The organism is Streptococcus sanguinis, assembly GCF_001078705.1.
Taxonomy (GTDB): domain Bacteria; phylum Bacillota; class Bacilli; order Lactobacillales; family Streptococcaceae; genus Streptococcus; species Streptococcus sanguinis_D.
The window spans coordinates 335,971-362,907 of the sequence record NZ_CDMW01000001.1 but is presented as its reverse complement, the minus strand read 5'-3'; the positions used below and the strand labels follow the sequence as shown (position 1 = coordinate 362,907).

General features: G+C 46.7%; 27 protein-coding genes. 2 read left to right on the top strand and 25 right to left on the bottom strand.

Annotation, left to right across the window (positions count from 1 at the left end):
• Positions 1-9 precede the first annotated feature (9 nt).
• The 23 genes from SSV_RS01955 to SSV_RS01845 all read right to left on the bottom strand — a co-directional run bounded on the left by SSV_RS01955 (position 10) and on the right by SSV_RS01845 (position 22,078).
• On the bottom strand, positions 10-684 hold the full coding sequence (locus tag SSV_RS01955; protein ID WP_072073468.1) for a CbiQ family ECF transporter T component: 675 nt from the start codon (positions 682-684) through the stop codon (positions 10-12).
• Between the two features lie 115 nt (positions 685-799).
• Positions 800-1,105, bottom strand: a complete 306-nt coding sequence (locus SSV_RS01950) for an energy-coupling factor ABC transporter substrate-binding protein (RefSeq protein ID WP_072073467.1) — start codon at positions 1,103-1,105, stop codon at positions 800-802.
• On the bottom strand, positions 1,102-1,836 hold the full coding sequence (locus SSV_RS01945) for an energy-coupling factor ABC transporter permease (protein ID WP_176693530.1): 735 nt from the start codon (positions 1,834-1,836) through the stop codon (positions 1,102-1,104). The genes SSV_RS01950 and SSV_RS01945 overlap by 4 nt, the downstream gene beginning before the upstream one ends.
• A 69-nt stretch (positions 1,837-1,905) precedes the next feature.
• Positions 1,906-2,607 carry a cobalt-factor II C(20)-methyltransferase gene (locus tag SSV_RS01940; protein ID WP_072073465.1) on the bottom strand — a complete coding sequence of 234 codons (702 nt, stop codon included), beginning with the start codon at positions 2,605-2,607 and terminating at the stop codon, positions 1,906-1,908.
• A 9-nt stretch (positions 2,608-2,616) separates the two neighbouring features.
• Positions 2,617-3,384 (bottom strand): sirohydrochlorin cobaltochelatase, encoded by a 768-nt coding sequence (locus SSV_RS01935; protein ID WP_072073464.1) that lies wholly within the window; start codon positions 3,382-3,384, stop codon positions 2,617-2,619.
• A 13-nt stretch (positions 3,385-3,397) separates the two neighbouring features.
• Positions 3,398-4,837 carry a uroporphyrinogen-III C-methyltransferase gene (cobA, locus tag SSV_RS01930; protein ID WP_072073463.1) on the bottom strand — a complete coding sequence of 480 codons (1,440 nt, stop codon included), beginning with the start codon at positions 4,835-4,837 and terminating at the stop codon, positions 3,398-3,400.
• 18 nt (positions 4,838-4,855) lie between these two features.
• Complete coding sequence (cobK, locus tag SSV_RS01925; RefSeq protein ID WP_072073462.1) at positions 4,856-5,605, bottom strand: precorrin-6A reductase; 750 nt, start codon at positions 5,603-5,605, stop codon at positions 4,856-4,858.
• Positions 5,602-6,327, bottom strand: a complete 726-nt coding sequence (gene cobJ / locus SSV_RS01920; protein ID WP_004188179.1) for a precorrin-3B C(17)-methyltransferase — start codon at positions 6,325-6,327, stop codon at positions 5,602-5,604. Before cobJ ends, cobK begins: the two co-directional genes overlap by 4 nt.
• A gap of 79 nt (positions 6,328-6,406) precedes the next feature.
• Complete coding sequence (cbiG, locus tag SSV_RS01915; protein ID WP_176693529.1) at positions 6,407-7,468, bottom strand: cobalt-precorrin 5A hydrolase; 1,062 nt, start codon at positions 7,466-7,468, stop codon at positions 6,407-6,409.
• Positions 7,458-8,231, bottom strand: coding sequence for a cobalt-precorrin-4 methyltransferase (locus SSV_RS01910; RefSeq protein ID WP_072073460.1), 774 nt, complete (start codon positions 8,229-8,231; stop codon positions 7,458-7,460). The genes cbiG and SSV_RS01910 overlap by 11 nt, the downstream gene beginning before the upstream one ends.
• Entirely contained in the window at positions 8,231-8,800 is a 570-nt protein-coding gene (locus SSV_RS01905; RefSeq protein WP_072073459.1) for a decarboxylating cobalt-precorrin-6B (C(15))-methyltransferase, read from the bottom strand. Before SSV_RS01905 ends, SSV_RS01910 begins: the two co-directional genes overlap by 1 nt.
• Complete coding sequence (locus SSV_RS01900) at positions 8,772-9,404, bottom strand: cobalt-precorrin-7 (C(5))-methyltransferase (RefSeq protein WP_002919597.1); 633 nt, start codon at positions 9,402-9,404, stop codon at positions 8,772-8,774. Before SSV_RS01900 ends, SSV_RS01905 begins: the two co-directional genes overlap by 29 nt.
• Positions 9,395-10,522 carry a cobalt-precorrin-5B (C(1))-methyltransferase CbiD gene (cbiD, locus tag SSV_RS01895; protein ID WP_072073458.1) on the bottom strand — a complete coding sequence of 376 codons (1,128 nt, stop codon included), beginning with the start codon at positions 10,520-10,522 and terminating at the stop codon, positions 9,395-9,397. Before cbiD ends, SSV_RS01900 begins: the two co-directional genes overlap by 10 nt.
• Positions 10,522-11,226, bottom strand: coding sequence for a cobalt-precorrin-8 methylmutase (locus SSV_RS01890; RefSeq protein WP_072073457.1), 705 nt, complete (start codon positions 11,224-11,226; stop codon positions 10,522-10,524). The genes cbiD and SSV_RS01890 overlap by 1 nt, the downstream gene beginning before the upstream one ends.
• Positions 11,227-11,925 (bottom strand): cobalt-precorrin-8 methylmutase, encoded by a 699-nt coding sequence (locus SSV_RS01885; protein WP_072073456.1) that lies wholly within the window; start codon positions 11,923-11,925, stop codon positions 11,227-11,229.
• A 9-nt stretch (positions 11,926-11,934) separates the two neighbouring features.
• Positions 11,935-12,885, bottom strand: coding sequence for an adenosylcobinamide-phosphate synthase CbiB (gene cbiB / locus SSV_RS01880; protein WP_072073455.1), 951 nt, complete (start codon positions 12,883-12,885; stop codon positions 11,935-11,937).
• Position 12,886: 1 nt separating this feature from the next.
• A complete protein-coding gene (locus tag SSV_RS01875; RefSeq protein WP_072073454.1) occupies positions 12,887-14,245 on the bottom strand; it encodes a cobyrinic acid a,c-diamide synthase CobB in 1,359 nt (452 codons plus the stop codon).
• 297 nt (positions 14,246-14,542) lie between these two features.
• A complete protein-coding gene (locus SSV_RS01870; RefSeq protein ID WP_072073453.1) occupies positions 14,543-16,315 on the bottom strand; it encodes an ABC transporter ATP-binding protein in 1,773 nt (590 codons plus the stop codon).
• On the bottom strand, positions 16,305-18,071 hold the full coding sequence (locus tag SSV_RS01865; RefSeq protein ID WP_072073452.1) for an ABC transporter ATP-binding protein: 1,767 nt from the start codon (positions 18,069-18,071) through the stop codon (positions 16,305-16,307). Before SSV_RS01865 ends, SSV_RS01870 begins: the two co-directional genes overlap by 11 nt.
• On the bottom strand, positions 18,064-18,522 hold the full coding sequence (locus SSV_RS01860; RefSeq protein WP_072073451.1) for a MarR family winged helix-turn-helix transcriptional regulator: 459 nt from the start codon (positions 18,520-18,522) through the stop codon (positions 18,064-18,066). The genes SSV_RS01865 and SSV_RS01860 overlap by 8 nt, the downstream gene beginning before the upstream one ends.
• A gap of 153 nt (positions 18,523-18,675) precedes the next feature.
• Entirely contained in the window at positions 18,676-19,086 is a 411-nt protein-coding gene (locus tag SSV_RS01855; RefSeq protein WP_072073450.1) for a peptide deformylase, read from the bottom strand.
• Between the two features lie 46 nt (positions 19,087-19,132).
• Positions 19,133-20,032 (bottom strand): fructokinase ScrK, encoded by a 900-nt coding sequence (gene scrK, locus SSV_RS01850; protein WP_072073449.1) that lies wholly within the window; start codon positions 20,030-20,032, stop codon positions 19,133-19,135.
• Positions 20,033-20,191: 159 nt separating this feature from the next.
• On the bottom strand, positions 20,192-22,078 hold the full coding sequence (locus SSV_RS01845) for a sucrose-specific PTS transporter subunit IIBC (protein ID WP_072073448.1): 1,887 nt from the start codon (positions 22,076-22,078) through the stop codon (positions 20,192-20,194).
• A gap of 196 nt (positions 22,079-22,274) precedes the next feature.
• On the opposite strand from SSV_RS01845, the gene SSV_RS01835 reads away from it, so the two are divergent.
• Together SSV_RS01835 and SSV_RS01830 are read left to right on the top strand one after the other, a co-directional pair.
• The gene (locus SSV_RS01835) at positions 22,275-23,729 is read left to right on the top strand and encodes a sucrose-6-phosphate hydrolase (protein ID WP_072073447.1); all 1,455 of its coding nucleotides are present in this window, start codon (positions 22,275-22,277) and stop codon (positions 23,727-23,729) included.
• A complete protein-coding gene (locus SSV_RS01830) occupies positions 23,710-24,675 on the top strand; it encodes a LacI family DNA-binding transcriptional regulator (RefSeq protein WP_072073446.1) in 966 nt (321 codons plus the stop codon). Before SSV_RS01835 ends, SSV_RS01830 begins: the two co-directional genes overlap by 20 nt.
• A 176-nt stretch (positions 24,676-24,851) precedes the next feature.
• On the opposite strand, the gene SSV_RS01825 is transcribed toward SSV_RS01830, so the two are convergent.
• A complete protein-coding gene (locus SSV_RS01825) occupies positions 24,852-26,243 on the bottom strand; it encodes an ATP-binding cassette domain-containing protein (RefSeq protein ID WP_072073445.1) in 1,392 nt (463 codons plus the stop codon).
• Positions 26,236-26,934: an energy-coupling factor transporter transmembrane component T gene (locus SSV_RS01820; RefSeq protein WP_072073444.1), complete on the bottom strand. Its 699-nt coding sequence runs from the start codon at positions 26,932-26,934 to the stop codon at positions 26,236-26,238. Before SSV_RS01820 ends, SSV_RS01825 begins: the two co-directional genes overlap by 8 nt.
• Between the last annotated feature and the right edge of the window lie 3 nt (positions 26,935-26,937).

The window sequence follows — 26,937 nt, the reverse complement described above, 5'->3', positions numbered from 1 at the left end:
GCGCTTCCATTATTCACTGTGCTCTGCATCAAATCTTAGCGTCAGCACCTCATTTAAATGCTGATTATCATCCAGCAGTTTGACAAAGAGAGTATTGGCTAATCTACCCCAAGCCTGGTGTTGCTTCCTTTTATTGTAAAAGGAGAATTTCAAGTCCAAGGTATCCCGAATGGTCACAAACTCATAGAAGACCAGGAAAATGAAGCGATACATGAGGACAATCAAGTCTAGCAGTACCCGCGGGACGTGCATGGCTTTAAAAAGCCGCAGCATCTGCGCAAAAGGCACTGTCAGGACAAAGAAATAAGTCGAAACCAAGGATGAATAGATGCGCAAAAGGATAAAAATGGTCTGTTGAACAGAGGATTGGCTGATGCCCAGATAGCCCTGACCTAAAGGTAAGGCCAGCAAGAGCTGTTCCTGACTATTCTGATAGGTCAAAACAAAGGTCAAGAGACTAATCAGGATAAAGATACTGGCATGCAGATACCACTTCAGATAGCGCAGCCACGGAAGCCGAGCCACATAGCAAGTCAGAGGCGCCACCAAGATAATGAGCCCGAGCTGCAGACTCCTGACACCAGAAAAGCTGACAGCTAACAAGAGCACATAAATGACAAATTTATAAGCAACCGGCAGATTTTTCAGCCGATTTTGATAGGCGTATTTATCAATCGCAAACAAGAGGAGACTCTCCTTTCTAGCTATGTTTTGCAATACCACAGTAGAGAGCAACTCCGGTTCCAGACAAGCTTAATCGCTATCAAGAACCAGAGCTCGCTCTTACTATTGAAGACTTTTATTTATGTTCAGAGTTTTCCTTTTGTTGGCCCTGTTTTTTTCCTTTGTGGTAGCCAATGACATAGAAGATGATACCCGCTCCGATACTGCCTTGCAGGGTGAAGAGCAGACTTTCTACTTCTGGCCCAGCTGGCTCAAAAATCGGTGAAAACCAAGGCTCGTAGTCCTTTTGGATAGAGCTGATGGCCTGCTCAGCAGCGTCATCTGTTCCACTGTATTCCACACCCTTAGGGGCAAAGACAAAGGCAGCAAGAGTGATGGCTACTGCAGCCAAGATCAAGATGAGATTCTTATATTTTTTCATTTGAACAGACCTGCTCTTTCTTTGATATTTTCTGAGATCAAGTTATAGAGGACAACTGTCAGCAATCCTTCTACGATAGCAATCGGGATTTGAGTGGTCAAAAAGACACCCATGAATTTCATCGCAGAACCAACAAAACCGCTGTTAGCATCTGGGAAGACCAAACCGAGCTGGATAGAAGTTGTCGCATAGGTCGCCAAGTCCGCAATCACAGCACAGATAAAGATAGAAACCGGTGTAGATAGCTTAAGCGATTTAGCAAATTTGTAGACAAAATAACCGACAAATGGACCAACCACGGCCATTGAGAAGGCATTGGCACCCAGAGTTGTCAAGCCGCCGTGAGCCAAGAGGAGGGCTTGGAAGAGCAAGCAGATGGTACCCAAAACGCTGATAACGGACGGACCAAACATAGCTGTCCCCAGACCAACCCCGGTCGGATGCGAGCTAGATCCTGTAACAGAGGGAATCTTCAAAGAAGACAGGATAAAGATAAAGGCACCGGACAAGGCCAGCATGGTCTTGGAATTTGGATCCTCTGCAACGATTTTCTTGATGCGCATCAACCCTACGACAAAGAAAGGCAGGAAAACGGCGAACCAGAAGATACACCAAAAGAGTGGAAGATAGCCTTCCATGATATGCATAGCTGACACAGACTGGGTACTCAGTACCGCTAAAATAGCCAGCAAGGCAACAAAAGTTACTTTTTTATTTTTCAATAGTTTCATGTTTTTTTCCTTTACTAAGAACCTAAGCTCAAAAGGATGAATGTTTATCCACGAACATGGGCTCTGATATTAAAAAATATTCTTTTTCACGAGGAAAGTGGTAAAATAAGGCAGCTTGGTTTCTGGTGTGATTCCTTCGAGTCCCAGCAGGGTCTGCTGCTTATCCGTCGAAGAATTACTAACCATAAAAGTCTGCTGCAAGAGACCGAGCTTTTCTAGCAGGGGCAGGACGGTATCCAGATGATTGGCCACTTTCATCAGCACAATCGAGTCATGCAGCTCAAGCGCCGCCTCAATCTTCTCAGCAGAAGCCGTAGCCGGCATGACCGCCAGAGACTCCTCATCCATAGTCAGGGGCTGACCTAACTCAGAAGCCATGCTACAGAAAGAGGTGATACCAGGGATGGTCTGACAGTCGATTTCCTTTTCCAGCAGGGCCAGCAGATAACTGTAAGTGCTGTAGACCATGGGGTCACCCAGTGTGATAAAACCGACATTCTTGCCAGTCTTGACATCCTCTGCGATTTCAGCAGAGATGGCCTGCCACTGGACTTCTTTGGTCGAATTGGAACGAACCATAGGGAAATGCCGCTGCTTGATTTCCAGATGCTCTTTCAGGTAGGGCTCTGCAATACCTAATGCAAAGCTCTTGCTTCCCTTCTTAGCTTCCGGTGTATAGAGAATATCTAAGTCTTCCAAAAGCCGACTAGCCTTGATAGTCACTAGCTCGCTATCACCCGGTCCCACACCAATTCCGTAAAATTTTGCCATTCCTTCCTCCTATTCGATGATTTCTTCTAAATGCTGGATGTAGAGCTGCTGAACCTCAGGGTATTCGCCCAGACCAACCAGATGGGCCTTAACCTCATATCCCCGCTCCTTGAAGAAGTGATACCAAGACCCTTCCTCATCCGAGCTCATATCATTAGTCGCATGGTCGCCTGCTACCAGCATGAAAGGTGCTAAATGAACTTCTCGAACACCCTTTTCTTTTAGTTCCTGGGCAATCAGCTCAACCGGAGGATAGCTTTCTACACAACCGATATAGACTGAGCTTCCCTTCATCATATGATCCAAGGCCGCATAAGCTGTAAAGGCATAATGCTGACTGCCGTGCCCCATCAGAACTGTTGCTGCATCCTGACCTTCATGGCCATATCGTTCCAGCAGAATATCCTTGACAGCCTCATAGTCTTCCTGACTGTTTAGCAGAGGCTTGGCAACGACCAGCTTTTTAAAAGCCGATTCAAACTCTTTGGCTTGGGCGAGAATCTTTTCATACTCGCTGCCCAAAATGACATGGAGAGGCTGGATATAGACCTCTTCAGTGCCCTCTTCCAAGAGCTGATCCAAAACCTCTTTGACCGTAGGAATATCTAGTCCTTCCTGCTTCTTAATCCGCCGTCTAACGACATTGGATGTAAAAGCTCGGTGGACCGGATAGTCTGGAAAATGTTCCTGAATAGCCTGCTCACAAGCCTCAATTGTTTTGCGTCTAGTCTCGGGATAGGTCGTTCCGAAACTGACTACTACTATAGCTTTACTCATGACCTGTATCCTTTCAGAGAATTTCCCGACATTTATCAATGATGGAAGCGATAGTCGCTTCATCTGTCTCAACAATATTGCTAAAGCCTGCTTCCTCTAAAACAGCCCGCGTACTAGCACCCATGACAACGATAGGGACATCTGTCCAGTCAAATCCAGCTTCCTGACTGGCTGCAACAAAGTTCATAGCCGCAGCTGAGTTCGGAAGACAGACCACTTCAATCTCTGACCAATTGTCACTGTTAATCTGACTGTTAAAGGCCAGCCTGTGGCTAGCAAGAATTGGCAACGAATAGAGTTCTGCCAGACTGGCTTTCTTATGCTCAGCTGTCAGAATATACCAGTTGCCGCCTTCTTTTTCCAGAGCAGCTGCAAAATCCGCATCCGACTGCTGAGGTGTCATCCGATCCAGCACAATACCGCTCACTTCGATAGACTTAGCCGTATGATGACCAATAGCTGCAAAGCGGATGTGCGGCAGACTGCGCAAGTCTTTGCCTGCCTTGCGGAGAGCTTTCAAGAAGAGCGGCCAGCTCTGCATATCTGCAAAGAGGAGACCGTCTACCTGCTCCAAATCCGGCAGCTGCAACTCTAACTCTTCAACCAAATCTCGAGCAGGGAAAGTAGTCAGTGCAGCTCCAGCATCCCTCAGCAAGCGAGGAAGTCTGCCCGTCTCTGACTGCTGGATGAAGATTTTACGGCCGAAAAGCGGCAGATTCTCATGGAAATTCAGCTGCTGTCTATAGGCCACGACATCACCTACCACGATGACACTCGGTGCCTTAAAGTCCGCAGCTTCTGCTAGTTCTACTATGTTACCCAAGGTTCCATCCACTGAACGCTGCTGAGGATGGGTTCCCCATTCAACGATGGCGGCCGGCTTGTCCTTGCCATAGCCTCTAGCCGTCAGCTCTTGGACGATGGAAGGCAGATTTTTCATGCCCATGAGGAAGACTAAAGTTCCTTTGAGCTCAGAAATTGCTTCCCAGTTGAGCATTTCTGTCTCATCCTTGAGATGGGCTGTAAAGACATGGAAGCTAGTCGCTACATCACGATAAGTCATAGGAATACCTGCATAGGTCAGACCAGCCACAGCAGAAGTGATACCTGGCACCACTTCAAAGTCCACACCAGCTTCCACCAGCTTGACTCCTTCTTCTCCGCCTCGGCCAAAGATATAGGGATCACCGCTCTTGAGGCGGACTACCCGCTTTCCCTGACGGGCTTTTTCGATGAGAATCTTTTCAATCTCTTCCTGTCGGATGCAGGGCTGGCCTGGCTTTTTGCCGACATCTATCTTTTCGCAGTCAGACTTTAGATGCTGAAAGAGCTCCTGATTGACCAAGCGGTCAAAGACCAAGACATCTGCTTCTTGAAGCCGTCTCTTACCTTTGAGGGTCAACAGCTCCGCATCGCCTGGGCCTGCTCCCAGTAATGTTACTAAACCGGACATTTTTTCTCCTTTTATTAGCTATTTTGTCAGATAAGCCTCTAGCTCTTCTAAGTTAGAAACCATCTGCGGATAGGCCACAATTGGCCGAGAGATGATAATGCAGTCCATCCCCAGCTCTTGACAGCCATCAATCTTTTCACGAATACCACCGACGGTACCGCTCTCCTTGGAAACAAAGACATCTGCTCCCGAGCGCAGCAAGAGCTCTTTATTACACTCTTTGGAAAATGGAGCTTTGATCGCATCAATCTGATCCGCTACCAGTCCCAGACTTTCGCAGGCCAGAAGCACCTCTGAAGTCGGCAGAACGCGAACGACAATCCGCTGCTCTGGCAGACCCTTGACAAAGAGTGGCAAGGTCTTGCTGCCCGTACCCAGATAGACGGTCTTGTAGCCGCGCTTGGCAATCTCATCAATGGCTTCTTGGGTCGAATGCACCACGATGGCCCCGCTCAAATCCAAGGTAGCCTGACGCTCAAAGCGCAGGTAAGATACACCGGCCATCTCTGCCGCCCGAATGGCTTCCTTGGAAACGATGTCCGCAAAAGGATGGGTTGCATCAATGATTTCATCCACATTATTCTCTTTGATAAAGTCAACCATGTCCTCAGCTGTCAGCCGGCCTTGAATGACCGGCTGGCCAAACTTGGAAGCCAAGTGCCGGCCGTAGTCTGTGACAACAGAGCTGGTCACATCAATCTTTAATCGGTCAAGCACTTCTAAAATAGCGGTGCTGTCAGATGTCCCTCCCAGCAGTAATTTCATCATAAAGTATATCCTCGAGGTGTGATCATGCGTCCGTTTTTAACATAAGTTTCTTTGTTACCAACGATAACGATTGTCGTCATATCTACCAAAGTCTCATCCAGGTCTTTGATAGTCGTCAAGATAATTTCCTCATCCTTGCGGCCAATGTCCTTACCGATACCGACAATAGTATCCTCTGACTTGTACTCAGACATGATAGAAAGTGCTTTTGTCAGATGGTCTGGACGTCCCTTACTCCGAGGGTTGTAGAGGCAGACTACAAAGTCCCCTTGAGCTGCGGCATGCAGACGCTTCTCAATCATTTCCCAAGGCGTCATCAAGTCACTCAAACTGATATGACAGAAGTCGTTCATGAGGGGAGCACCCATAACTGCAGCAGCACCCAGACTAGCTGTGATACCTGGAACCACTTTAACTTCTACATCACTGGCATCTCCCAGCAATTCTAAAATCAAGCCAGCCATACCATAGACTCCGGCATCTCCACTGGAAACAACTCCAACATTTTTGCCGGTCTCTCTAGCCAAATCAATAGCCTTTTGGCAACGGTCGATTTCCTGGCGCATACCATTCGCTACGAGCTCCTTGTCCTTGACCAAATCAAGAATCAACCGCATATAAGTTGAGTAGCCGACGATAATTTCACAATCGGCTATAGCAGCCAATGCTTCTTGTGACATCAATTCTTTTTTACCTGGGCCTAATCCGATAACGTATAACATATATTTTTTCTCCTTTATGGGTATGATAAAACTTTATAAGGGCAGTTGGTTCATAAGACCGTCTGCTTTTTATTTTGATTTACTTTTTGGTTATTGCTTTTGCAAGCGCATAGGTACAGCCGTTCTTGGCAAAGCGCTCAGTCAGGACTTGACCCTGACTGGCCAGATCTGCGCTGGCCAAGGCGACACTGCCGACTCCGACTGTCTTTTTGACAAATTCTGACTGAGGATAGCGGTCTGCTACGACAGACAGTTCTTCCTTACTAAAGGTCTCAAAGGGACAGCCCAATTCCTCAGCCAAGGCCAGAATAGCAGCTTCATCCTTCTTGACATCAATGCTGACGATTTTGGAAATCTCGCTGGCAGAAATCCCCTGCTGCTGACAAAATTCCTCAAAGCCTTCTCGGAAGACAGCAGGAGCCACATCCTTTCTAGCACCAACTCCTAAGATATAGGGTTGAGGATAGATGAGAGCCAGATTGTCTCTTTGAATGTCCTTTTTTTCTGTAGTCAGGAGAATCAGCGGTTCCGTTCCCTTGAGAACAGCCGCCAGCTCCTCCTCATCCACCAAAGTCAAACCGCGAAGGTCTGTGACCCAGTCCTTTTCCTGATAGAAATAGACTGTTCGGCCGCTGCCTAGATAGCTGTTGAAAGGTTTGATGAACTCTCTTAATTCCGGCCGCCAGCCATTGACCGACTGAGCCAGATTGTCCAGAGCTGTTACATTCTGCACATCTGTCGCTGTCGTGATAACAGGATTGGAACCGAGCAATTCTGCGATGTCTAGCGTCACTTGATTGGCTCCGCCTAGATGTCCGCTCAGCAGGCTGATGACATTGGTCGCTTTCTCATCCATGACTACCACAGCTGGGTCAGTCGCCTTGTCTTTCAAGACTGGTGCAATAGCTCGCACAACTGCCCCGATAGCCATGATACAAATGAGGACATCCACTTCCTGAAAGAGCTGACCAAGCGCCTCAATCACTCGTCCTTCGATGGCAATGACTCTATCATCTGCCAATCGAGGTGTCGTATAGATAGGGATTTCCTTGCCTAGCTTTTCTCGCAGAGTTAGTGCCAAGTCCTTGCCGACTGCTGTCACTGTCGCGATTGCGTAGCGGGCTTGAGAATTACTTGGCATGGCTGCTTTTCCCCCGTCTGAACTCATGCTGAAAATCCGCATGGTAGAGCTTAGAATAGTAGAATTCCTGACCTAAAAAGTCACCGACCAAAATCAAAGCTGTCTTTCTAATCTTAGCTTCCTTGACTTTCTCAGCAATGTTAGTCAAATCGCCAAAGACCTTCTTTTCATCCGGCCAAGTCGCCTTGTAAATGACAGCCACAGGCGTTTCTGGAGGATAGCCACCCTCGATCAGCTCGCTGACAACCTTTTCGATGCCTTGAACGGACAGGAAGATGGCCATAGAGGTCCGGTGCTGTGCATAGCTTTTCAGGGATTCCCGATCTGGCACAGGCGTCCGGCCAGCCATCCGAGTGATGATGAGGCTTTGAGAAACCTCTGGCACGGTATACTCTGCCCCGATACTGGAAGCAGCTCCCAGAAAAGAGCTGACGCCCGGCGTACAGTCAAACTCAATGCCCCGCTTCTTCATCTCTTCGATCTGCTCTCGAATGGAGCCATAAATGGAGAAATCTCCCGTCTGCAGGCGGACTACATCTTTACCAGCCTTGACTCCAGCTTCCATGACATCGATGATTTCCATCAAGTGCATGCTGGCGCTGTCGTGAATCTCAGCTCCTTCCTTACAGTAGTTGAGCAGGTCTGGATTGACCAAGGAGCCTGTATAAATGACCACATCAGCCTCAGACAGCTGCTTGTAACCTTTGAGCGTAATCAGCTCCACATCACCTGGGCCAGCTCCAACAAAATGTACTTTGGACATCAATTAGCCTCTCTTTCTTTTTTCTTGCAGGAAACGATAATAGTCGGATTCTGAGGCTTGAAGTAGTGCCCCTTGCCTATAGCTGTCCAGCGGCTAGCCTGAACCGAGACAATCTCTAGATCCTCCCAGTCCATCTGCTCCGCTATTTGAGCCGCTTCCAGAGCGTTTTCCAGCAGGATAAAGTTCAAGACCAGCCGACCTCCCGGCTCCATGAGTTCGGCACACCAGTCGAAAATCTCCTGCATATTGCCCCCAGTCCCTCCGACAAAAATGGCATCAAAGCTGCCTTCCAGCTCAATCGGAGCCAGTCCTTGATAGAGACGGACATTGTGGCAGCCAAAGTGCTGGATATTCTCCTGCGTCAAGGCCACCGCGTCTTCATTTCGCTCCACTGCCACCACTTCCAGTTCTGGATAGGTTCGGGCTGCCTGAATCGTGACACTGCCAGTGCCAGAGCCGACATCCAGCATGCGCTTGGCCCGATGCAGCTCCAACTTATCCAAACTGATGGCTCTGACTTCTTCCTTAGTCATAGGGACTTTAGCCCTGATAAATTCCGAATCCCTCATCTAATACCACCACCACATTCATTTCATATTCTCTGTCTTCTACCTCATTCGCAGGCAGAATAGTAATGCGCTCATCTTCATAACTCAGCTGCTCGCCGATAACTAATACTTTATCCAAGCCTCTTTTAACAGCCTCTTGAGCAATCTCGTAGGGGCCAACTTTCTGATCGGTCACCATAAAGACTTTTGACAGACTCATAATCAAGTCAAAGTTAGGCGCCTTAGCATGGCTGCTGGTCAGATAAGCATCATTCATAGGCAGAGCAATCCTGCTTGCCAAATACTGCATAGCGCTGATACCCGGTGAAATGACCACGCGCCCTTTGAACTTCTCTGACAGCCACTTACCCAAGCCGTAAATCAGCGGATCGCCTGAGGCCAGATATAGAATTTCTTCATCCTCACCAAAACTCTCCAGCAATTCTGCCAGCGCGGCTAATTTTTTAGGAGGAACCAAGCCCTTATCCTTATAAGCCGGCGGCAAAATTTCCAGATGGCGTTCACTGCCCAAAATACGGTCTGCCTTCTCAAAATAGGCTTCCTGTCCCAGAAGACCATAGCTCGGATCTCCCGGACCAATTCCGATAACATAAATCATATCCATTCCTCCTTTATCTGCTCTAAAGGCTGGGTTGATGCCAAATAGCCTTCCTCAGTCCCAAAGACGACCACTTCAATACTGACTTCTGGCTTACGATAGCGGAGCAGGCGCTCACTTCTAGCCTTAATCTTATCCGCCAAGACCTGATAGACACCCTCATAAGAAAATTCTTTAATGGCTGTACCAGCCGCCTCGGTCGTCAAGCACTTGTCAACCTTTTCCAGCAGCTCCATGGGCGCCCCCATCAAGGCTAGATTAGCCACCAGCGTTTCCATACGGGCATCCGAGTCCTTACTGTGGGTAGAGAAAATCCCAGCCGCCACTTTGACAAACTTGCCCATGTGGCCAATCATCAAAACCTTGGTAAAGCCAATCCGCTGAACTTCTTTGAGGACATGGCCGACAAAGTTACTCATATTGACAATGCGCCCAGCTGGAATACCGATGCTGTTGGTCGCAAAATCCTCACCATAGTTCCCCGGTACCAAGACGACTGAACGATGTCCTTGATTATAGAGCATGGTTAACTCGATCGTTATGGACGCCTTCCAGCTATCCTCGGACATAGGATTGACAATCCCTGTCGTTCCCAAGATTGAAATGCCGCCGACAATGCCTAATCTGGAATTGTAGGTCAGCTTGGCCGTTTCTTCACCGCCAGGAACGGAAATGATAACCCGCGCCCCACAGTTGGGACCAATAATCTCGCGGACATGCTGCTCAATCATCCGTCTAGGAGTCGGATTGATGGCTGCCATGCCGACATCACAGGCCAGCCCCTTCTCAGTCACGCGCCCGACGCCCTGACCGCCGTCAATCTCGATTTCCGTCTGATCTGGTAAAAGAGTCACGGTCGAATAGATCAAGAGGCCATGCGTCGCATCCGCATCATCGCCGCCATCTTTTTCAATGGCCGCTGTCGCTTCTTCTGGTCCAAAGGAAGGATTGTGAACATCCATGGTCACTTCCACACCTGAAGCCGTATGAACAGTAACCTTTTCTTCTCTTTCCTGATTTAAGATCATGCTCAAGGCTGCAACGGTCGCCGCTGTCGCACAAGTGCCAGTCGTAAAACCTTTTCTTAATTTCTTTCCATTGACATAAGCGTATTCATCCATCATCAGCCCTCTCCTTTCTCCGGAGCCTGCTGTTTATCTGAAACACTGTAACGCTCATAGTCTGTAGTGCCTAGCTTGAGCTGGTAGAGAATGGCATTGATGACCGCTGCTGCGATAGTACTGCCGCCTTTTTGCCCCAGTGCCGCGATAGAAGGCACCGAACTTTCATGCAGTTTGAGCTTGGATTCTGCCGCTCCGACAAAGCCAACTGGAACCCCGACAACCGCATCCGGCTGCAAGCTTCCCTCTTCGACCATATCTAAAACCTTAAAGATGGACGTTGGAGCATTCCCAAAGACAAATAGCTTTGGACCGTCCACTTTAGCCGAATATTCTACAGCGGCCATGGAGCGAGTAATTCCCTTTTCCTTAGCTTCCTTAAAGATTGCTGGCTCATTGACCAGACAGCGATAGGAAACACCTAGGTCATCCAGCAATTTCTTATTAAAACCACCCAAGACCATGGTCGTATCGGTAAAAATCGTACCCTTGTTTCGGAAGACGTAGAGGATTTTCTCAATAACCTGATTGGAAAACTTGATATTGTAGAGGTAGTCAAAGTCTGCACTGGTAAAGACCACGCGCTTGAGCACCGCTTCCTCGAAAGGATCTGAAAAATGAATATCTGGATGCTCTTGGTCAATAATTTCCTGAATTTTTCTGAAACTAGCTTCTTCAATCTTGTGCGCTGCTTTTAGATAGGACATCTAGTTCTTTCCTCCTTCTTTACTGGATGGTGTAGAGTAGCGGACATAGTCATCCGTTACGACTTCTCTTAACTGGTAGATAATGGCATTGATAATGGCTACAACAATCGTACTGCCACCTTTTCTGCCGACATTGACAAGGGCAGGAAGACCTGACTGAAGCAGCTCCTCTTTGGATTCTTCAACATTGATAAAGCCGACCGGAACCCCAATCACAGCGTCTGGCTCTACCAGTCCCTGCTCTGCTAGCTCAATCAGATAAGACAAGGCAGTCGGAGCACCACCAAAGGCAAATACTTTAGGACCTTCAATCTTGGCAGCTATCTCAACAGCCGCCATAGCTCTGGTAATCTGCTTTTCCTTAGCCAGCGCAACCACTTCTTCATCGCTGATCAAACAGCGGTAGCTCACACCCAGCTGGTCAAGCACGCGCTTGTTAATCCCATTGAGAGAGATATTAGAGTCCAAGAGAATAGTCCCCTTAGCTCTAATGACCTCTTCTATTTTTTCAAGGACATTATGCTCAAATCGCATAGTATAGAGATAATCGAAATCTCCCGTCGTATGGATAGCCCTCTTAATAATGGATTCTTCCATTTCCGAATGGAAGACATAATCAGGATCTTTTTCAGTAATCATAGACTGAATAATTTGAAAACTCTTTTCCTCAATAGAGGAAGGGTTTTGAATATATGTCATAGTATACTCCTAGAAATATGCTTGCTTTACTAAATAAAAAAGAGTGAACAAGATTAAACCTGTCATGGTGCTTGTATAAAGGAGAGAGATAGCCGTCTGAATATCATCCGCCTCAACCAATCTGGAAGCCTCTCCAATGGTCGGCTTCTCGATCAGCTCTCCGTGATAGACATGCGGTCCGCCCAGCTGAATGCCCAAAGCCCCAGCCACAACTGCCTCCGAAAAAGCACTGTTGGGACTGGCATGCTGATAGCGATCCCGCCAACCAATCCGCAGAGCCCCCTTGAAATCCAGCAGTAAAATCTGACTGCTGAGAATCAAGAAAAGCCAAGTCAAACGCGCAGGAATCAGATTGGCCAGATCGTCCATCTTGGCAGATATCAAGCCAATTTTGCGGTATTTCTCCGTCTTATAGCCCACCATGGAGTCCAAGGTATTGATGGCCTTGTATGTCATGGCTAAGATGGGGCCACCTAGAAAGAGGCAGAGCAGCGGTCCAATAACCCCGTCGCTAGTATTTTCAGCCACCGTCTCAATCGTCGCCTTGCTGATTTCCTCTGGTGTCAGCTGAGAAGTTTCACGGCCGACAATCATGCCAACTTGCTTTCTAGCTTCTTCCAAAGTACCAAACTTGAGCGTATGGTAAACTTTTTGGGCCTCAAAAGCTAGACTCTTAGTCGCCAGACTGGCATAGGCCAGATAGATCCAGACGATCCAGTAGAGGACAGGATGAACCAAACCAGCCAACCAAAGCAGCCCGTAGCTAACTCCCAGCGCCAGTCCAACTGTTGTCAGCCAGAGGAAAAAGCCAAATAGATAGGGCGGAAACTGCTTTTTCTCCTGCAAACGCATACACAGATAAATATAGGAACCCATCCACTTGACCGGATGAGGCCAGCTATAGGGGTCGCCAATCAGCCAGTCCAGTAAGACGGCCAAAAAAATTGCAATGAGTGTCATATCAGTTCGCCTCTTTGATATAGTTCAGCCAGTTGGCCAACAGCTGCTCATCCTGATAAAAATGAACATGCAGGTAGCTGGCAAAGGTTCGGCCCTTTTGATAACCGCCTGTCCAGGCAGCTACGACCTGACCGTCTCTGACCTTCTCCAGCTTGAGGACAGTATCTTCCTCCGTCTCAAAGACCGAATGGTGAAACTCATGTCCCCTGACAGCTGTACCTTTAGGACCAAAAAGACTGTCTATCTGCGTTTCTGCTTGACAGTAGCCAAAGCTTTTCAGGCCGGGGGTCATCAGGCTCTTGCCCTTGAAAATACCGACCATTTCATAGACCTGACCCTCTACTTCCAGCAGTTCTCCCAGATACATGAGTCCGCCGCATTCTGCGTAGATTGGCCGTCCCTGCTCATGAGCCTTCAGGACTGAAGCCCGGAAAGTCGCATTTGCCATCAGCTCCTGAGCGTAAACTTCTGGAAAACCGCCGCCAAAATAATAAGCATCTGCAGCTGGGAGTTCCTTATCTTTCAGAGGGCTGAAAGGCACTAACTGGACATTGAGCTCTCTTAAAAAGTCTAGATTATCTTCATAGTAAAAGTGGAAAGCATCATCCAAAGCATAAGCCAAAGTCAAGGGCTGATCATTATGGATATGAAAAGGATTTGTCATCCGCTTATCGGGAAGTTCTGCCTTTTCCAGCAGCCTGTCTAGATTTATATGCTTGGCTGCTGCCGCTCCCAACTCCTCAAATCGACGATCCAAATCATCCATTTCTACGTCAGGGATTAGACCCAGATGACGCGATGGCAGCTCTGCTGTTGCATTCTTAGGCAGATAGCCCAGCACTTCCACATCCATGTAACGCTCAATAGCTCCCTTAATGAGTTCATAGTGGTTCTGAGAAGCCACCCGATTGATAATGACCCCAGCAATATCCAAATCTGGATCAAAAGTCGTAAAGCCATGGACCATAGCAGCTGCCGAGGTAGATGTCGCCTTCCCATCGATAATCAAGACAACCGGAATACCCAACTTCTTAGCAACAGAAGCAGAGGACGCACAGTCCTTGTCCGTTCCCAGACCATCAAAGAGCCCCATGACTCCTTCAACTACTGCCACATCCGCGTCTCCATGCCATTTGTAGTAGGACCAAGCCAGACTCTGATCGTCCGGTATCATAAAGCTGTCCACATTCCGTGAAGGCCGCTTGGTAATCCGACTATGATAAGCTGTATCAATATAATCAGGTCCTACCTTATAAGGCTGGACCTGATAACCTCTGTCTGCCAGAGCTTTCAAAATCCCTAGGGTAACTGTGGTCTTTCCAACACCGCTGGAAACACCAGCCAGCATAAATTGCTTCATTACTTTACTCCAGATTTGCTGATAAAAAAAGTACTACAAAAAAATAAGGAATTTTTATTTTTTTGTAGCACCGTTGCTCACTTATATGTAGAACAAACACCCCGTTGTGTTCGCTTTCAGTTCTTATATTAAATTTATTTTAATATAAAGCGTAAAAACTGTCAAGTTTTTGATAGAGCATCTATGAAAAAAGTCAGGATTTAAGCGCTTTTCCACTGAAAAGTGAGCATTTTTAAAATTCTGTTAAATTTAAAAAAACATCAGGAAAAGGAACATTCCTGATGTTTTATTTGAGCATCAACCTGCATCTTCCTCTACAAACTGACTATTTACAAACTGACTATTATAGAGGTCCGCATAAAAGCCATTCTGAGCCATGAGTTCATCGTGGTTGCCTTGCTCGATGATATTTCCATCGCGCATGACCAAGATAAGATCTGCATTTCGGATAGTGGACAGGCGGTGGGCAATGACAAAGGAAGTCCGGCCTTCCATGAGTTTGTCCATGGCCTTTTGAATCAGCTCCTCCGTCCGCGTATCGACTGACGAAGTTGCCTCATCCAAGATCAAGAGCGGCGCATCTTTCAGCAGAGCACGAGCGATTGTCAACAGCTGCTTCTGACCAACCGATAAGTTGACCGTGTCATCCAGCACCGTACCATAGCCCTGCGGCAGAGTCATGATAAAGTGATGGACACCGACCGCCTTCGCTGCAGCAATAACTGCTTCATCTGTCACATGCTCTTGATTGTAAATCAAGTTTTCTCGAATCGTCCCCTCAAAGAGCCAGGTATCCTGTAAGACCATTGAAAAGGCATCGTGAACCTCAGAGCGTTTCATATCCTTAATATCTATACCATCAATGCTGATACGCCCTTTATTAATTTCATAGAACTTCATGAGCAGATTCACGATAGTTGTCTTACCAGCACCCGTCGGGCCGACAATGGCAATCTTCTGTCCGGCTTTGGCACGGGCTGAGAAATCATGAATAATTGTCTGGTCTGGCTTGTAGCCAAAGAAGACATCTTCAAAGGCAACATCTCCCTTGACAGTAGTAAGCTGCTGCTCTTTATGCCGGTCGTCTTCCATCTCAGGCTCAGCTAGAAATTCAAAGACACGAACCAGTGCTGCACCAGCCTGCTGCAAGACGGTGATACCTTGGGCAATCTGTGACAATGGCTGAGAGAAGGTCCGCACATAAACCATAAAGGCGACGATAATTCCGATGCTAATAGATCCATTAATCGCCAGAGCGGCACCAACTAAAATAACCAGCACATAGGCCAAATTCCCCGTAAAGAACATGAGCGGCATCATCATGCTAGAGATAAATTGAGACTTCCAAATACTGTTATAGAGATTATGATTGAGAACCGCAAAGCGCTCCTTTGACTGCTCAATGGCATTATAGCTGGTAACAACATTATGACCGGAGTACATCTCCTCCACATAACCGTTTACCGCAGCCAGATCGTTTTGCTGGGCGGTGAAATAACCCTGAGACTTGCCCATGATGAGACCGACAAAGACAAAGCCGACTACAGTAGCCAAGATGGTTACCAAGGCCAAAATCCAGTTCATGAAGAACATGGTCAAAACCACAGCCACCAAGAGCAGGCTGGCAGAGATAACATTTCCCAGACTCTGGTTGAGGGATTGGCCGACCGTATCTACATCATTAGTCACGCGCGACAGAGTATCCCCCTGAGAATGACCATCGAAATAGCCCAACGGCAGCTTGTTAATCTTCTCCGCAATGGCCGTCCGCAGCCGCTTAGAGAAATACTGGATAACTGTACTGATGATAAAGGACTGACCATAGTTGAGCAGGGCTCCGACTGCATAGAGCACGGTTAGCAGAAGGGCAATCTGAGACACAGCTTTCAAATCAATGCTGGTAGCCAGACCATCAGAAATGAGATTGGTAATTTCTTTTAGTTTATTTGGCCCATAGACCGTGATAATGTTTGACAAGACAGCTCCCACAAATGCCAAAGCAAGAGGAAGCTGGAAGCCTTTGAGATAAGGCCGTATCTGGCTAAATAATGAAGGCTTCTTATTTTCCATTTTCTAATTCCTCCTTGGATAGTTGTGAGTAGGCAATTTCTTGATAGACTTCGTTGCTGGCCAAGAGCTCTCTGTGGGTCCCTTGACCGACTACCTTACCAGCATCCAAGACCAAGATTTGATCCGCATCCATGATGGTAGAGATCCGCTGTGCTACGATCAGCTTGGTCATATCCTGCGTCCGCTCAGCCAGTTCCTTACGCAAAATGTGGTCTGTCTTATAGTCTAGCGCTGAGAAAGAGTCGTCAAAGATGAGGATTTCTGGCTTACGAGCCAAAGCCCTGGCAATAGCCAAACGCTGACGCTGGCCACCAGAGAAGTTGGTTCCGCTTTGAGCCACTTCAGCTTTAAGCCCCTTTTCCTTCTCTTGGACAAAGGGCTTAGCCTGTGCTAGGTCAAGAGCCTCCCACATTTTCTGCTCATCCAGCGGGTTTTCTTGGCTTTGACCGAAGTCCAGATTGCTCTCGATATCGCCAGAGAAAAGCACAGCCTTTTGCGGGATGTAGCCGACCTTATTATGCAAGTCTTCCAGCTGGTAATCCTGAACATTGACACCATCTACCAGAATCTCTCCTTCAGTTACATCGTAGAAACGAGGAATGAGATTGACCAGCGTGGATTTCCCTGAACCGGTTGAACCGATAAAGGCTACGGTATCACCAGCCTGCGCTGTAAAGCTAACATGCTCAATGACTGCTTCGGAATTCTTGGAATAGCGGAAGGACACATCTCGAAAGACCACCTCTCCCTTGCTATCCGCTGCTGCCTTAGGCTGTTCCGGACTGATGATAGAAGAATGCAGGTCCAGTACTTCATTAATCCGGCCAGCCGATACAATGGTCCGAGGCAGGACGATGAAGAGGGCCCCCATGAGCAAGAATCCAATCACAATCTGCATAGCATAGGACATAAAGACGACCATATCACTGAAGAGTGGGAGACGCTCCTGCAGCCCAGCCTCCTGAATCAAATAAGCTCCAATCCAGTAAATAGCCAGTGTCAAGCCGCTGGAAATCCCCATCATAACTGGATTCATCATGGCCATCAGACGACCGATGAAAAGATTGAGCCGGGTTACTTCATTATTGGCTGCCGCAAACTTCTTATCCTGATAGTCCTCAGCATTGTAAGCCCGGACCACGCGAATCCCAGTCAGACTCTCTCTAGTGACGCTGTTTAGCTTATCTACCAGGCGCTGCGCAACCGACTGCTTGGGAAAGGCCAATGTCACCAAAACTACTGTCAGCAGGATATTGACTATAACAGCAATAAGAACTGCTGTCAGCCAGTTCTCAGACTTACCGATAATCTTAGTCATAGCCCAAATCGCCATAATCGGTCCCCTAGTCACCACCTGCAGCCCCATGGTAATTAAGGTCTGTACCTGGGTAATGTCATTCGTTGTCCGAGTCAGCAGACTAGGGATTGAAAATTTCTTAATCTCCGTCTGCGAATAGTCTAGCACACGGTTGAAAATATCGCTCCGCAAACTCTGAGTAAAGCTGGCTGCTATACGAGCGGCAAAAAAGCCAACCACAATAGCTGACAGCAAGCTAGCAAAAGACAGGCCGATCATTTTCAGACCTGGCTCCCACAAATCTGCCAAACCAGTCCCCGGCGTTTGCAATAGCTCTGTAATCGTCGAAATATAGGTCGGAACTTCTAATTCCAAATATACCGTCAGGAAGGTGAAGAGCACACTGAGAACAATCATGCTCACTTCCCTTGCCGTCAGCCGTTTAAATAACTTAAACATCTTTGCCTCCATTTTCTAAACTTTCGATATTCTGATAAAACTTAGCCATGACTTGAGAAAAAGTCAGCAGTTCCTGCTCAGAAACACCATTTAAAATAGAACGGTTCATTTCATCAAAAAAGTCACGGATTTTCTTCATTCTTTCCTGCGACTGCGGAGTAAGACGGATATACTTGGCCCGCTTGTCCGTCTTGCTCATTTCCAGCTGGATAAAGCCATTCTTCTCCATCCTTTTCATTAAGTTAGAGGCCACCGATTTGGAAATATCCAACTCTTGCTCAATATCCTTGATAAGGGTATCCTTCCCCTCTTCCATACGGCAGGCGACAATATGCAAGACCTGCCCCTGCGGCCCAGCCATGGATTCAATCCCTTGCTCCTTGGCAAGCTTTTCCACTATAAGGTGAATTTTTCGTCCAAAACGCTTCATTTCTAATAAAGGCTTTTCCATCAAAACTTCCTTCCTAGATTGGTTCTCGTGAGAACTAATTAGTTTTCATGAGAACTATTTTACCACATAGAAGAAAGATGTCAAGCAAAAAGTTTCTATGAGAACTATTTTTTCAATCAAAAAATTCAGCCCTTCTCAGGCTGAATTACTTCATCAAATCAAGATTCCTTCCAAATGGTCCAATTCGTGTTGGCAGATTTGGGCAGGCAGTCCTTTCAAAGTCATAGTCTGCTGCTGCCAATTTTTGTCCAGATAATCGACTGTGATTTCCTGATAACGTTGGGTAGGACAACTTCCAGTCAAGGACAAGCAGCCCTCTTCCGTCTGATAAGGCCCTGATTTAGAGCGCAGCACCGGATTAAACATGACTACTGGCACCAAGCCATATAGAAAGATAATGACTCGCTTACGCACGCCAATCATATTGGCTGCGAGCCCTATACAATTTTCTCGATTGGCCTGCAGAGTATCTTGCAAGTCTTGAGCCAGATAAAGGTCTTCTCTACTTGCTTGCTCTGATGGTTGCCGCAGGAAGAAAATATCTTTGACAATTGCTTTTTCCATTACTTTTCCTCATAGAGAAGAGCCTGATAAATCAGACCCTATAAGCTTATTTTGCATGGCGCTCACTAACTTCTTTAGCCAGTACAAAGTTGCCCAGCGTTGCGGAGCCATTTCCGGCCACAGCCGGTGTCACGATATAGTCACGGACATCAGGAACTGGCAAATAACCATTCAGAAGAACCGTAAATTTCTCACGAACCCGATCCAACATGTGCTGCTGAGCCATAACACCGCCACCAAAGACGATGACATCTGGACGGAAAGTCACTGTCGCCTGAATAGCCGCCTGAGTGATATAGTAAGCTTGAATATCCCAGACGGAACTATTGAGTTTAATATTTTCCCCACGAACTCCGGTCCGCGCCTCTAAGCTTGGCCCAGCCGCCAATCCTTCCAAACAACCATTGTGGAAAGGACAAACGCCATTGAACTCTTTCTCCACATCCATAGGGTGCTTAGCTACATAATAATGCCCCATCTCTGGGTGACCTGTCCCCCCTACAAATTCGCCTCGCTGGATAGCACCAGCACCGATTCCTGTACCAATCGTATAATAGACCAGATTTTCAATACGGCCGCCAGCATTGTTGCGGGCTACCACTTCACCATAAGCTGAACTATTAACATCCGTCGTAAAGTAAATAGGCACATTGAGAGCCCGGCGCAGAGCTCCAACAATATCCACATTAGCCCAGTGTGGCTTAGGTGTAGTCGTGATAAAGCCGTAAGTCTTTGAGTTAGGATCAATATCAATCGGCCCGAAAGATCCTACAGCCAGACCAGCTAGATTGTCAAAACGAGAAAAGAACTCGATCGTCTTGTCTAGTGTTTCGATAGGTGTGGTCGTTGGAAACTGTGTCTTTTCAACAACTTCAAACCGTTCATCACCTACAGCACAGACAAACTTAGTGCCACCCGCTTCCAAACTTCCATACAATTTTGTCATTATAAATCCTCTTTTAAAATTTGATTTCTACTCTATTCATTATAGCATATCTCTTGCAGACTTCTTGCCAAAAATAGTCTTTTTATAGCTTTTTCAACAAGACTGCACTTATTACATAAAAAACGAACAAAAGCTGATTTGTTCGTTTTCTAAATTCCATTAGGCTTTCACTTCGATGATTGCGTCGCCTTTAGCAAGAGCTCCTTCTGCTACTGGAGTGACAGAAGCGTAGTCAGCTGTGTTTGTAACGATGACCATAGTCGTATCATCCAGACCAGCAGCTGCAATTTTCTCAGCTTCAAATGTTCCCAGAACATCACCAGCTTTGACCTTGTCGCCTTGAGCAACTTTTTGGTCAAAGCCTTCGCCGCCCATAGATACTGTGTCGATTCCGACGTGAATCAGAATTTCAGCACCATTAGCTGTCTTCAAACCATAAGCATGGCCAGTCGCGAATGCAATCGTCACTTCAGCATCAGCCGGAGCATAAACCACACCTTCGCTAGGCTTGATAGCAATTCCTCGTCCCATCGCTCCGCTAGAGAAAACAGGATCATCAACATCGCTCAAAGCAACTGCCTGACCAACGATTGGAGCAAGGATTCTCTCGTCTTGGAGAGCAGCTGGCACATTACCAGTTGTTTCTTCTTCAACCAGTTTTTCAGTTACAGCTGCTTCAGTTACAGTTTCTTCATCTTCAAAACCAAACATATAAGTCAATGCAAAACCAAGCGCAAATGATACAGCTACCATGAAGAGATATTGGAAGAGTTGTCCATTACCGATATAAAGCATTGTACCAGGGATGATAGTGATACCATTACCAGTAGCGGCAAGTCCAAGGAGAGATGCCAAGCCACCACCAATTGCACCAGCAATCAATGAAAGGAAGAATGGTTTGCGATAACGCAAGTTAACCCCGAAGATAGCTGGCTCTGTAATACCAAGGAAGGCAGAAAGAGCAGCTGGGAAAGCAAGAGCTTTTAATTTAGGATTTTTCGTTTTGACCGCAACAGCTACAGTAGCTGCACCTTGGGCTGTCATAGCAGCAGTGATAATCGCATTAAATGGATTCACCTTATCAGTAGCGAGTAACTGAATTTCAAGCAAGTTGAAGATATGGTGCACACCTGATACGACGATTAATTGATGAACTCCACCAATAACCAAACCACCTAAACCAAACGGTAAAGCAAGGACTGCTTTTGTTCCAAACAAAATGTAGTTTTCAACAACGTGGAATACTGGTCCAATAACGAAAAGTCCAAGGATAGACATTACTAAAAGTGTAACGAATGGTGTCACCAAGAGATCCAAGACATCTGGCACAACCTTGCGGAGAGCTTTTTCAAACTTAGCTCCAACAACCCCGATAATGAAGGCTGGAAGAACAGAACCTTGCAAACCAACAACTGGGATGAAGCCAAAGAATTTCATGGCAGTCACTTCGCCACCTGATGCTACTGCCCAAGCGTTTGGAAGCGAGCCAGACACCAGCATCATACCAAGGACGATACCAACAGCTGGATTTCCACCAAATACACGGAAGGTTGACCAAACAACCAAACCAGGCAAGATGATGAAGGCTGTATCCGTAAGGATTTCTGTATAGGTCTTCACATCATCTGGAAGCGTCATTCCAAGAGCGTTCAAGAGTCCACGAACACCCATGAAGAGACCTGTTGCTACGATAACTGGGATGATTGGCACAAATACGTCACCAAATGTACGGATGGCACGTTGGAACCAATTTCCTTGCTTAGCAGCTTCTGCTTTCATGTCATCTTTTGATGAAGTTGGCAATCCTAAGGCTACAACTTCGTCGTAGATTTTATTAACCGTACCGGTACCAAAGATAATCTGGTACTGGCCTGAGTTAAAGAAGGCACCCTGAACTTTTTCCAGATTTTCGACAGTATTTTTGTCGATTTTACCTTCATCTTTAACCATCACGCGCAAGCGAGTCGCACAGTGAGCCACACTGTTGACATTCTCACGTCCTCCAAGGGCTTCGATGACTTTTTTTGCAATTTCAGTATTATTCATTTGCAAAAATCTCCTTATAAATATTTTTAACTTTTTGAAAGCGATTTTATCACCTTTACGAATATTATTTTACCATGATTCAAAAATATGTCAAGCGTTTTGCAGAAAAAATATTTTTTTGCTGTTAATTGTTGATTTTTCAGCAGAAAACGTTTACTATAGTAATAAGAAATAATATGATTCGGAGGACAAAAGATTGGCTTGGACGACTGAAAAACGCTACAAACGCTATGAAGACTGGACTCAGGAAGAGCTACAGCACATCAAAGAAAATATCGCTAAATCTCCTTGGCGGGCTAACTACCATGTGGAGCCTCAGACAGGTCTCCTCAATGACCCCAATGGCTTTTCTTATTTTGACGGCAAGTGGGTCGTTTTCTATCAAAACTTTCCTTTCGGAGCAGCTCACGGGCTCAAGTGCTGGGTCCAGATGGAAAGCGATGACCTCGTTCACTTCACGGAAACTGGTCTTCGGGTGCTGCCAGATACTTCTCTGGACAGCCACGGTGCCTACTCGGGCTCTGCCATGCTGTTTGACGACAAGCTCTTTCTCTTCTACACTGGCAATGTTCGTGATGAGAACTGGGTGCGTCACCCCTATCAAATCGGTGCCTTGTTAGATAAATCAGGTAAGCTCGAAAAAATTGACAAGGTCTTGATTGAGCAGCCTGCGGAAGCGACCGACCACTTCCGCGATCCGCAGATTTTTAACTACAAAGGGCAATACTATGCCATTGTCGGTGGGCAAAATCTAGACAAACAAGGCTATGTTAAGCTGTACAAGGCAGTTGATAATGACTATACCAACTGGGAATCCGTCGGTGATTTAGACTTCGCCAATGACAAGACAGCCTATATGATGGAGTGCCCTAATCTAGTCTTTATCAACGACCAACCAGTCTTGCTTTATTGCCCTCAAGGTTTGTCCAAGGACGTACTGGATTATGACAACATCTATCCAAATATGTATAAAATAGGTCAATCGTTTGACACAAGCAAGGCTGCTATGATTGATCCTAGCCCTATCCAGAATTTAGACTATGGCTTCGACTGCTACGCGACCCAAGCCTTTAATGCACCTGACGGTCGCGCACTGGCTGTCAGCTGGCTAGGCTTGCCTGATGTGGAATACCCATCTGACCGCTTCGACCATCAAGGCGCCTTCTCCCTCGTCAAGGAATTGACCCTGAAAGACGGCAAGCTCTACCAGTACCCAGTGCCTGCTATCAAGGATTTGCGAGCAGAAGAACAACCTTTCGCTGCTTTGGCAGAAAGCAAGAACAGCTACGAACTAGAACTGAAGCTTGCTGCGGACACCGAGCATGAAATCGTCCTCTTTGCAGACAAGGATGGCAAGGGGTTACGCATCAATTTTGATCTTAAGGAAGGGCAAGTGACCGTTGACCGCAGCCAAGCGGGTGAGCCATTCGCTCTGGACTTTGGAACCAGCCGAAGCTGCAATATTGACAAAGAAGCTACAAATGCTAGTATATTTATAGATAAATCAATTTTTGAAATTTTCATCAATAAAGGAGAGAAAGTATTTTCCGGCCGTGTCTTCCCGAGAGAAGACCAAACAGGTATTGCTATTACTACGGGCAATCCAACCGGTACTTACTATGAATTAGATTATGGTCGCAAAGCTAACTGATGTAGCAAAACTAGCAGGAGTCAGTCCCACAACTGTTTCCCGCGTCATCAACAGAAAAGGCTACTTGTCTGACAAAACGATTTCGAAGGTTGAGGCAGCCATGCGAGAGCTGGCTTACAAGCCCAATAATCTGGCGCGTAGCCTCCAAGGAAAATCAGCCAAGCTAATTGGACTCATTTTCCCTAATATCAGCAATGTCTTTTATGCAGAATTGATTGACAAGCTGGAGCATGAGCTTTTTAAACAGGGCTATAAAACCATCATCTGCAATAGTGAGCATGACTCTGACAAGGAGCGTGAATACCTTGAGATGCTGGAAGCCAATCAGGTGGACGGCATCATTTCTGGCAGCCACAATCTAGGCATTGAGGACTACAATCGTGTGACCGCACCAATCATTGCCTTTGACCGCAATCTTTCGCCAGATATCCCAGTTGTCTCCTCAGACAACTATGGCGGCGGAGTGCTAGCGGCTCAGACCTTGGTCAAGGCTGGAGCGCAAAACATCATCATGATTACTGGCAATGACAATTCCAACTCACCGACCGGCCTGCGCCATGCTGGCTTTGCTTCCGTCCTGCCGGACGCACCGATTATCAATGTATCCAGTGATTTTTCACCCGTCCGAAAGGAAATGGAAATCAAGCAAATCTTAAACCAAATCAAGCCCGATGCTATTTTTACTTCAGATGATTTGACAGCCATCTTAATTATGAAAGTCGCTCAGGAGCTGGACATCCAGATTCCTGAAGATTTGAAAATCATTGGCTACGACGGCACCTACTTTGTAGAGAACTACTACCCGCAGCTAGCAACTATCAAGCAGCCACTGAAAGATATTGCCTGCCTCTCTGTAGACCTGCTCCTCAAAAAAATTGCTGGCCAAGAAGTCCAAACGACTGGCTATTTCCTGCCAGTCAGTCTCTTGCCTGGTAAGAGTGTTTAACGCAGATATAAAAAAAGCCTGATCGGCTTTTTTTTTATTATATCAAACATCTATCCTTGATTATCACAGCTAATACTTCAATCATCTTCGTGAGGCTAGGACTATTTAAAAGCTATGGAAGACCTTTTAGATCTGATCCTAGAAACAAGGATTACGAAGCTACAAATATTCAATGTTTAGTTCTGTCCCACCGTCCTGACAAATTCGACAATATGGCCGCCACAATTATGAATCAGCTCATAGTCGTGTGTCACCAAAATGACTAGTTTGCCTGCTTGAGCCATCTGATGTAGGTCCTTGATCATCTGATCCATCTGAGGGCGACAGAGGCCACTGGTTGGCTCATCTAAGATGACAATAGGCTTATCTGAAACCTTGGCCATCGCAAAGAGAAGCCGTTGCTTTTCACCACCCGACAAACTCTGAGGATGGCGGTCTTTCTTATCCAATACCCCGGCCTGAGCCAAGGCCGCTTGCTTAGCAGTAGCATCATCGCTGACTATAGAAATTTCCGACCAGACCGACTCAGTGAAGAGCTGGTAGTTGACATCTTGCATGACCATACCGATCCAATCATAGCTAGGCTTGACAACCTGCCCATGAAAGAAGGTCTGCCCCTTGAAAGACTTGATTAAACCACAAAGCGAGCGTAGAAAGGTACTCTTGCCCACCCCGTTTTGCCCGATGATAAAGTGAATCCCCTGATTTAGAGAAAGATTCATATCAAAAATCTGCTTTCGGCCATAACTGTAAAGATAGTCTTGAGCCACTAGTGCCTGATTCGAGTCAAAATTCTTATCTGTCATCTGTTTGACCTGATAGTCCAATGCTTGCAAGTCTGCTTTTTCAATCCTGCTCAGACTGCGCAGCCGATGCTGGCCAATAAAAGCAGCATCCAGCTCCTCTGGCAGGTAGCTTGTTGCCCGATTCCCCTCTAGCAAAACAAACTGATCCATTATCTCCCGCAGGTAATATAGCCGATGCTCAGCGATAATAATAGTCTTACCCAGAGACTTAAGCTTAAGCAGGACTTCCTTCAGTCTCTCAATAGCATCGCGATCCAGAGAGGAGGACGGCTCATCAAACATATAGATAGCATTGTCCATACAGGCTACGCTGGTAATGGCTAAGAGCTGTTTCTCTCCGCCTGACAGCGTGAAAACATCTCGATCCAGTAACTGTTTCATCCCCAACAGTTCCGTATAATAATCAATCCGCTCCAAGATTTCCTCGCGCGGCAGATTACGATTTTCCAAGGCAAAGGCCATCTCATCGGTCGAGTTGGTCGCATAAAACTGGGTCTTGGGATTCTGAAAAACGGTCGAAATGAAACGGCTGCGCTGAGCCAAATCCAACTCCTGCAACTCCTGTCCCTTGTAAATCAGACTGCCCATTAGCTCTGCTGGCTGAAAATGCGGAATAATGCCATTGATTGCCTTGAGCAAGCTGCTCTTACCACTGCCAGAAGCTCCGCTGATCACCGTTAACTGCCCTGGCTCAAACCGCAGATTGACCTCCTCCAAAATTGGCCCGTCATAAGAAATAGTAAACTCTTTAAACTCAAGCATAGCGACTCCAAATATCTAAGGCTAAAACTGCCAACATCAGACTCAGACATAGATAATCCTGTATGTGCAGCTTAGTCTGGGACAGGCTAGAACGCTGACCGCCGACAATCAAACCTCGCGTCATGGCTGACACGGCCACATCATCTGCCGTCCGTGTCAGACACATAAGGAGGGGAACATAGCGGTATTCTATCATTCGGACTGGCTGGCTGAAAAAGGTTTTGCCGGTCAGTCCATGTAGATACATGGCATCCTTGACCTGATGATAGTCTTCCTTGACAGTGTAGAAGAAACGAAACATGACCGAAATCGGAATAATCAGACTATCAGACAGCTTCATCCTCTGCAAGGACGCCACCAAATCACTCATAGAAGTAGTCAAAAGACTATAGCGCCCCATCATCACTCCCGGTGCCATCCGCAAGACCACCATGCTCATAAAGAGAAAAATAGCTTCTAAAACTGAAGAAGACAGCCGGTGCAACAGAAAGAGCTGCATCAGGATAGCAATCCCTAGCAAGACCAAACCTTTGAGAGCTTCCACATACTTTCTCTCCAGCAAGAGCAAGAGATAAGGCAAAGCAGATAGAAAGACCACGACTGGAAAGTAGCGATGGTGCAGATTTCCCAGCAGCAAGATATAGGAAATCACCACTGTCATGGCTATTTTGCTTCTAAAATCCAGATTCATCGG

Coding starts and splice junctions, on each gene's coding strand:
- SSV_RS01820 (WP_072073444.1), bottom strand. CDS start 26,934: ATGAATCTGGATTTTAGAAGCAAAATAGCCATGACAGTGGTGATTTCC.
- SSV_RS01885 (WP_072073456.1), bottom strand. CDS start 11,925: ATGACATATATTCAAAACCCTTCCTCTATTGAGGAAAAGAGTTTTCAA.
- SSV_RS01950 (WP_072073467.1), bottom strand. CDS start 1,105: ATGAAAAAATATAAGAATCTCATCTTGATCTTGGCTGCAGTAGCCATC.
- SSV_RS01940 (WP_072073465.1), bottom strand. CDS start 2,607: ATGGCAAAATTTTACGGAATTGGTGTGGGACCGGGTGATAGCGAGCTA.
- SSV_RS01875 (WP_072073454.1), bottom strand. CDS start 14,245: ATGAAGCAATTTATGCTGGCTGGTGTTTCCAGCGGTGTTGGAAAGACC.
- SSV_RS01905 (WP_072073459.1), bottom strand. CDS start 8,800: ATGAGGGATTCGGAATTTATCAGGGCTAAAGTCCCTATGACTAAGGAA.
- SSV_RS01845 (WP_072073448.1), bottom strand. CDS start 22,078: ATGAATAATACTGAAATTGCAAAAAAAGTCATCGAAGCCCTTGGAGGA.
- cbiB (WP_072073455.1), bottom strand. CDS start 12,885: ATGACACTCATTGCAATTTTTTTGGCCGTCTTACTGGACTGGCTGATT.
- cobJ (WP_004188179.1), bottom strand. CDS start 6,327: ATGTTATACGTTATCGGATTAGGCCCAGGTAAAAAAGAATTGATGTCA.
- SSV_RS01870 (WP_072073453.1), bottom strand. CDS start 16,315: ATGGAAAATAAGAAGCCTTCATTATTTAGCCAGATACGGCCTTATCTC.
- cbiD (WP_072073458.1), bottom strand. CDS start 10,522: ATGATGGATGAATACGCTTATGTCAATGGAAAGAAATTAAGAAAAGGT.
- SSV_RS01935 (WP_072073464.1), bottom strand. CDS start 3,384: ATGAGTAAAGCTATAGTAGTAGTCAGTTTCGGAACGACCTATCCCGAG.
- SSV_RS01945 (WP_176693530.1), bottom strand. CDS start 1,836: ATGAAACTATTGAAAAATAAAAAAGTAACTTTTGTTGCCTTGCTGGCT.
- scrK (WP_072073449.1), bottom strand. CDS start 20,032: ATGACAAAATTGTATGGAAGTTTGGAAGCGGGTGGCACTAAGTTTGTC.
- SSV_RS01865 (WP_072073452.1), bottom strand. CDS start 18,071: ATGTTTAAGTTATTTAAACGGCTGACGGCAAGGGAAGTGAGCATGATT.
- cobK (WP_072073462.1), bottom strand. CDS start 5,605: ATGATGAAATTACTGCTGGGAGGGACATCTGACAGCACCGCTATTTTA.
- SSV_RS01900 (WP_002919597.1), bottom strand. CDS start 9,404: ATGGATATGATTTATGTTATCGGAATTGGTCCGGGAGATCCGAGCTAT.
- SSV_RS01860 (WP_072073451.1), bottom strand. CDS start 18,522: ATGGAAAAGCCTTTATTAGAAATGAAGCGTTTTGGACGAAAAATTCAC.
- SSV_RS01830 (WP_072073446.1), top strand. CDS start 23,710: ATGGTCGCAAAGCTAACTGATGTAGCAAAACTAGCAGGAGTCAGTCCC.
- SSV_RS01855 (WP_072073450.1), bottom strand. CDS start 19,086: ATGGAAAAAGCAATTGTCAAAGATATTTTCTTCCTGCGGCAACCATCA.
- SSV_RS01910 (WP_072073460.1), bottom strand. CDS start 8,231: ATGTCCAAAGTACATTTTGTTGGAGCTGGCCCAGGTGATGTGGAGCTG.
- SSV_RS01825 (WP_072073445.1), bottom strand. CDS start 26,243: ATGCTTGAGTTTAAAGAGTTTACTATTTCTTATGACGGGCCAATTTTG.
- cbiG (WP_176693529.1), bottom strand. CDS start 7,468: ATGCCAAGTAATTCTCAAGCCCGCTACGCAATCGCGACAGTGACAGCA.
- cobA (WP_072073463.1), bottom strand. CDS start 4,837: ATGTCCGGTTTAGTAACATTACTGGGAGCAGGCCCAGGCGATGCGGAG.
- SSV_RS01890 (WP_072073457.1), bottom strand. CDS start 11,226: ATGTCCTATCTAAAAGCAGCGCACAAGATTGAAGAAGCTAGTTTCAGA.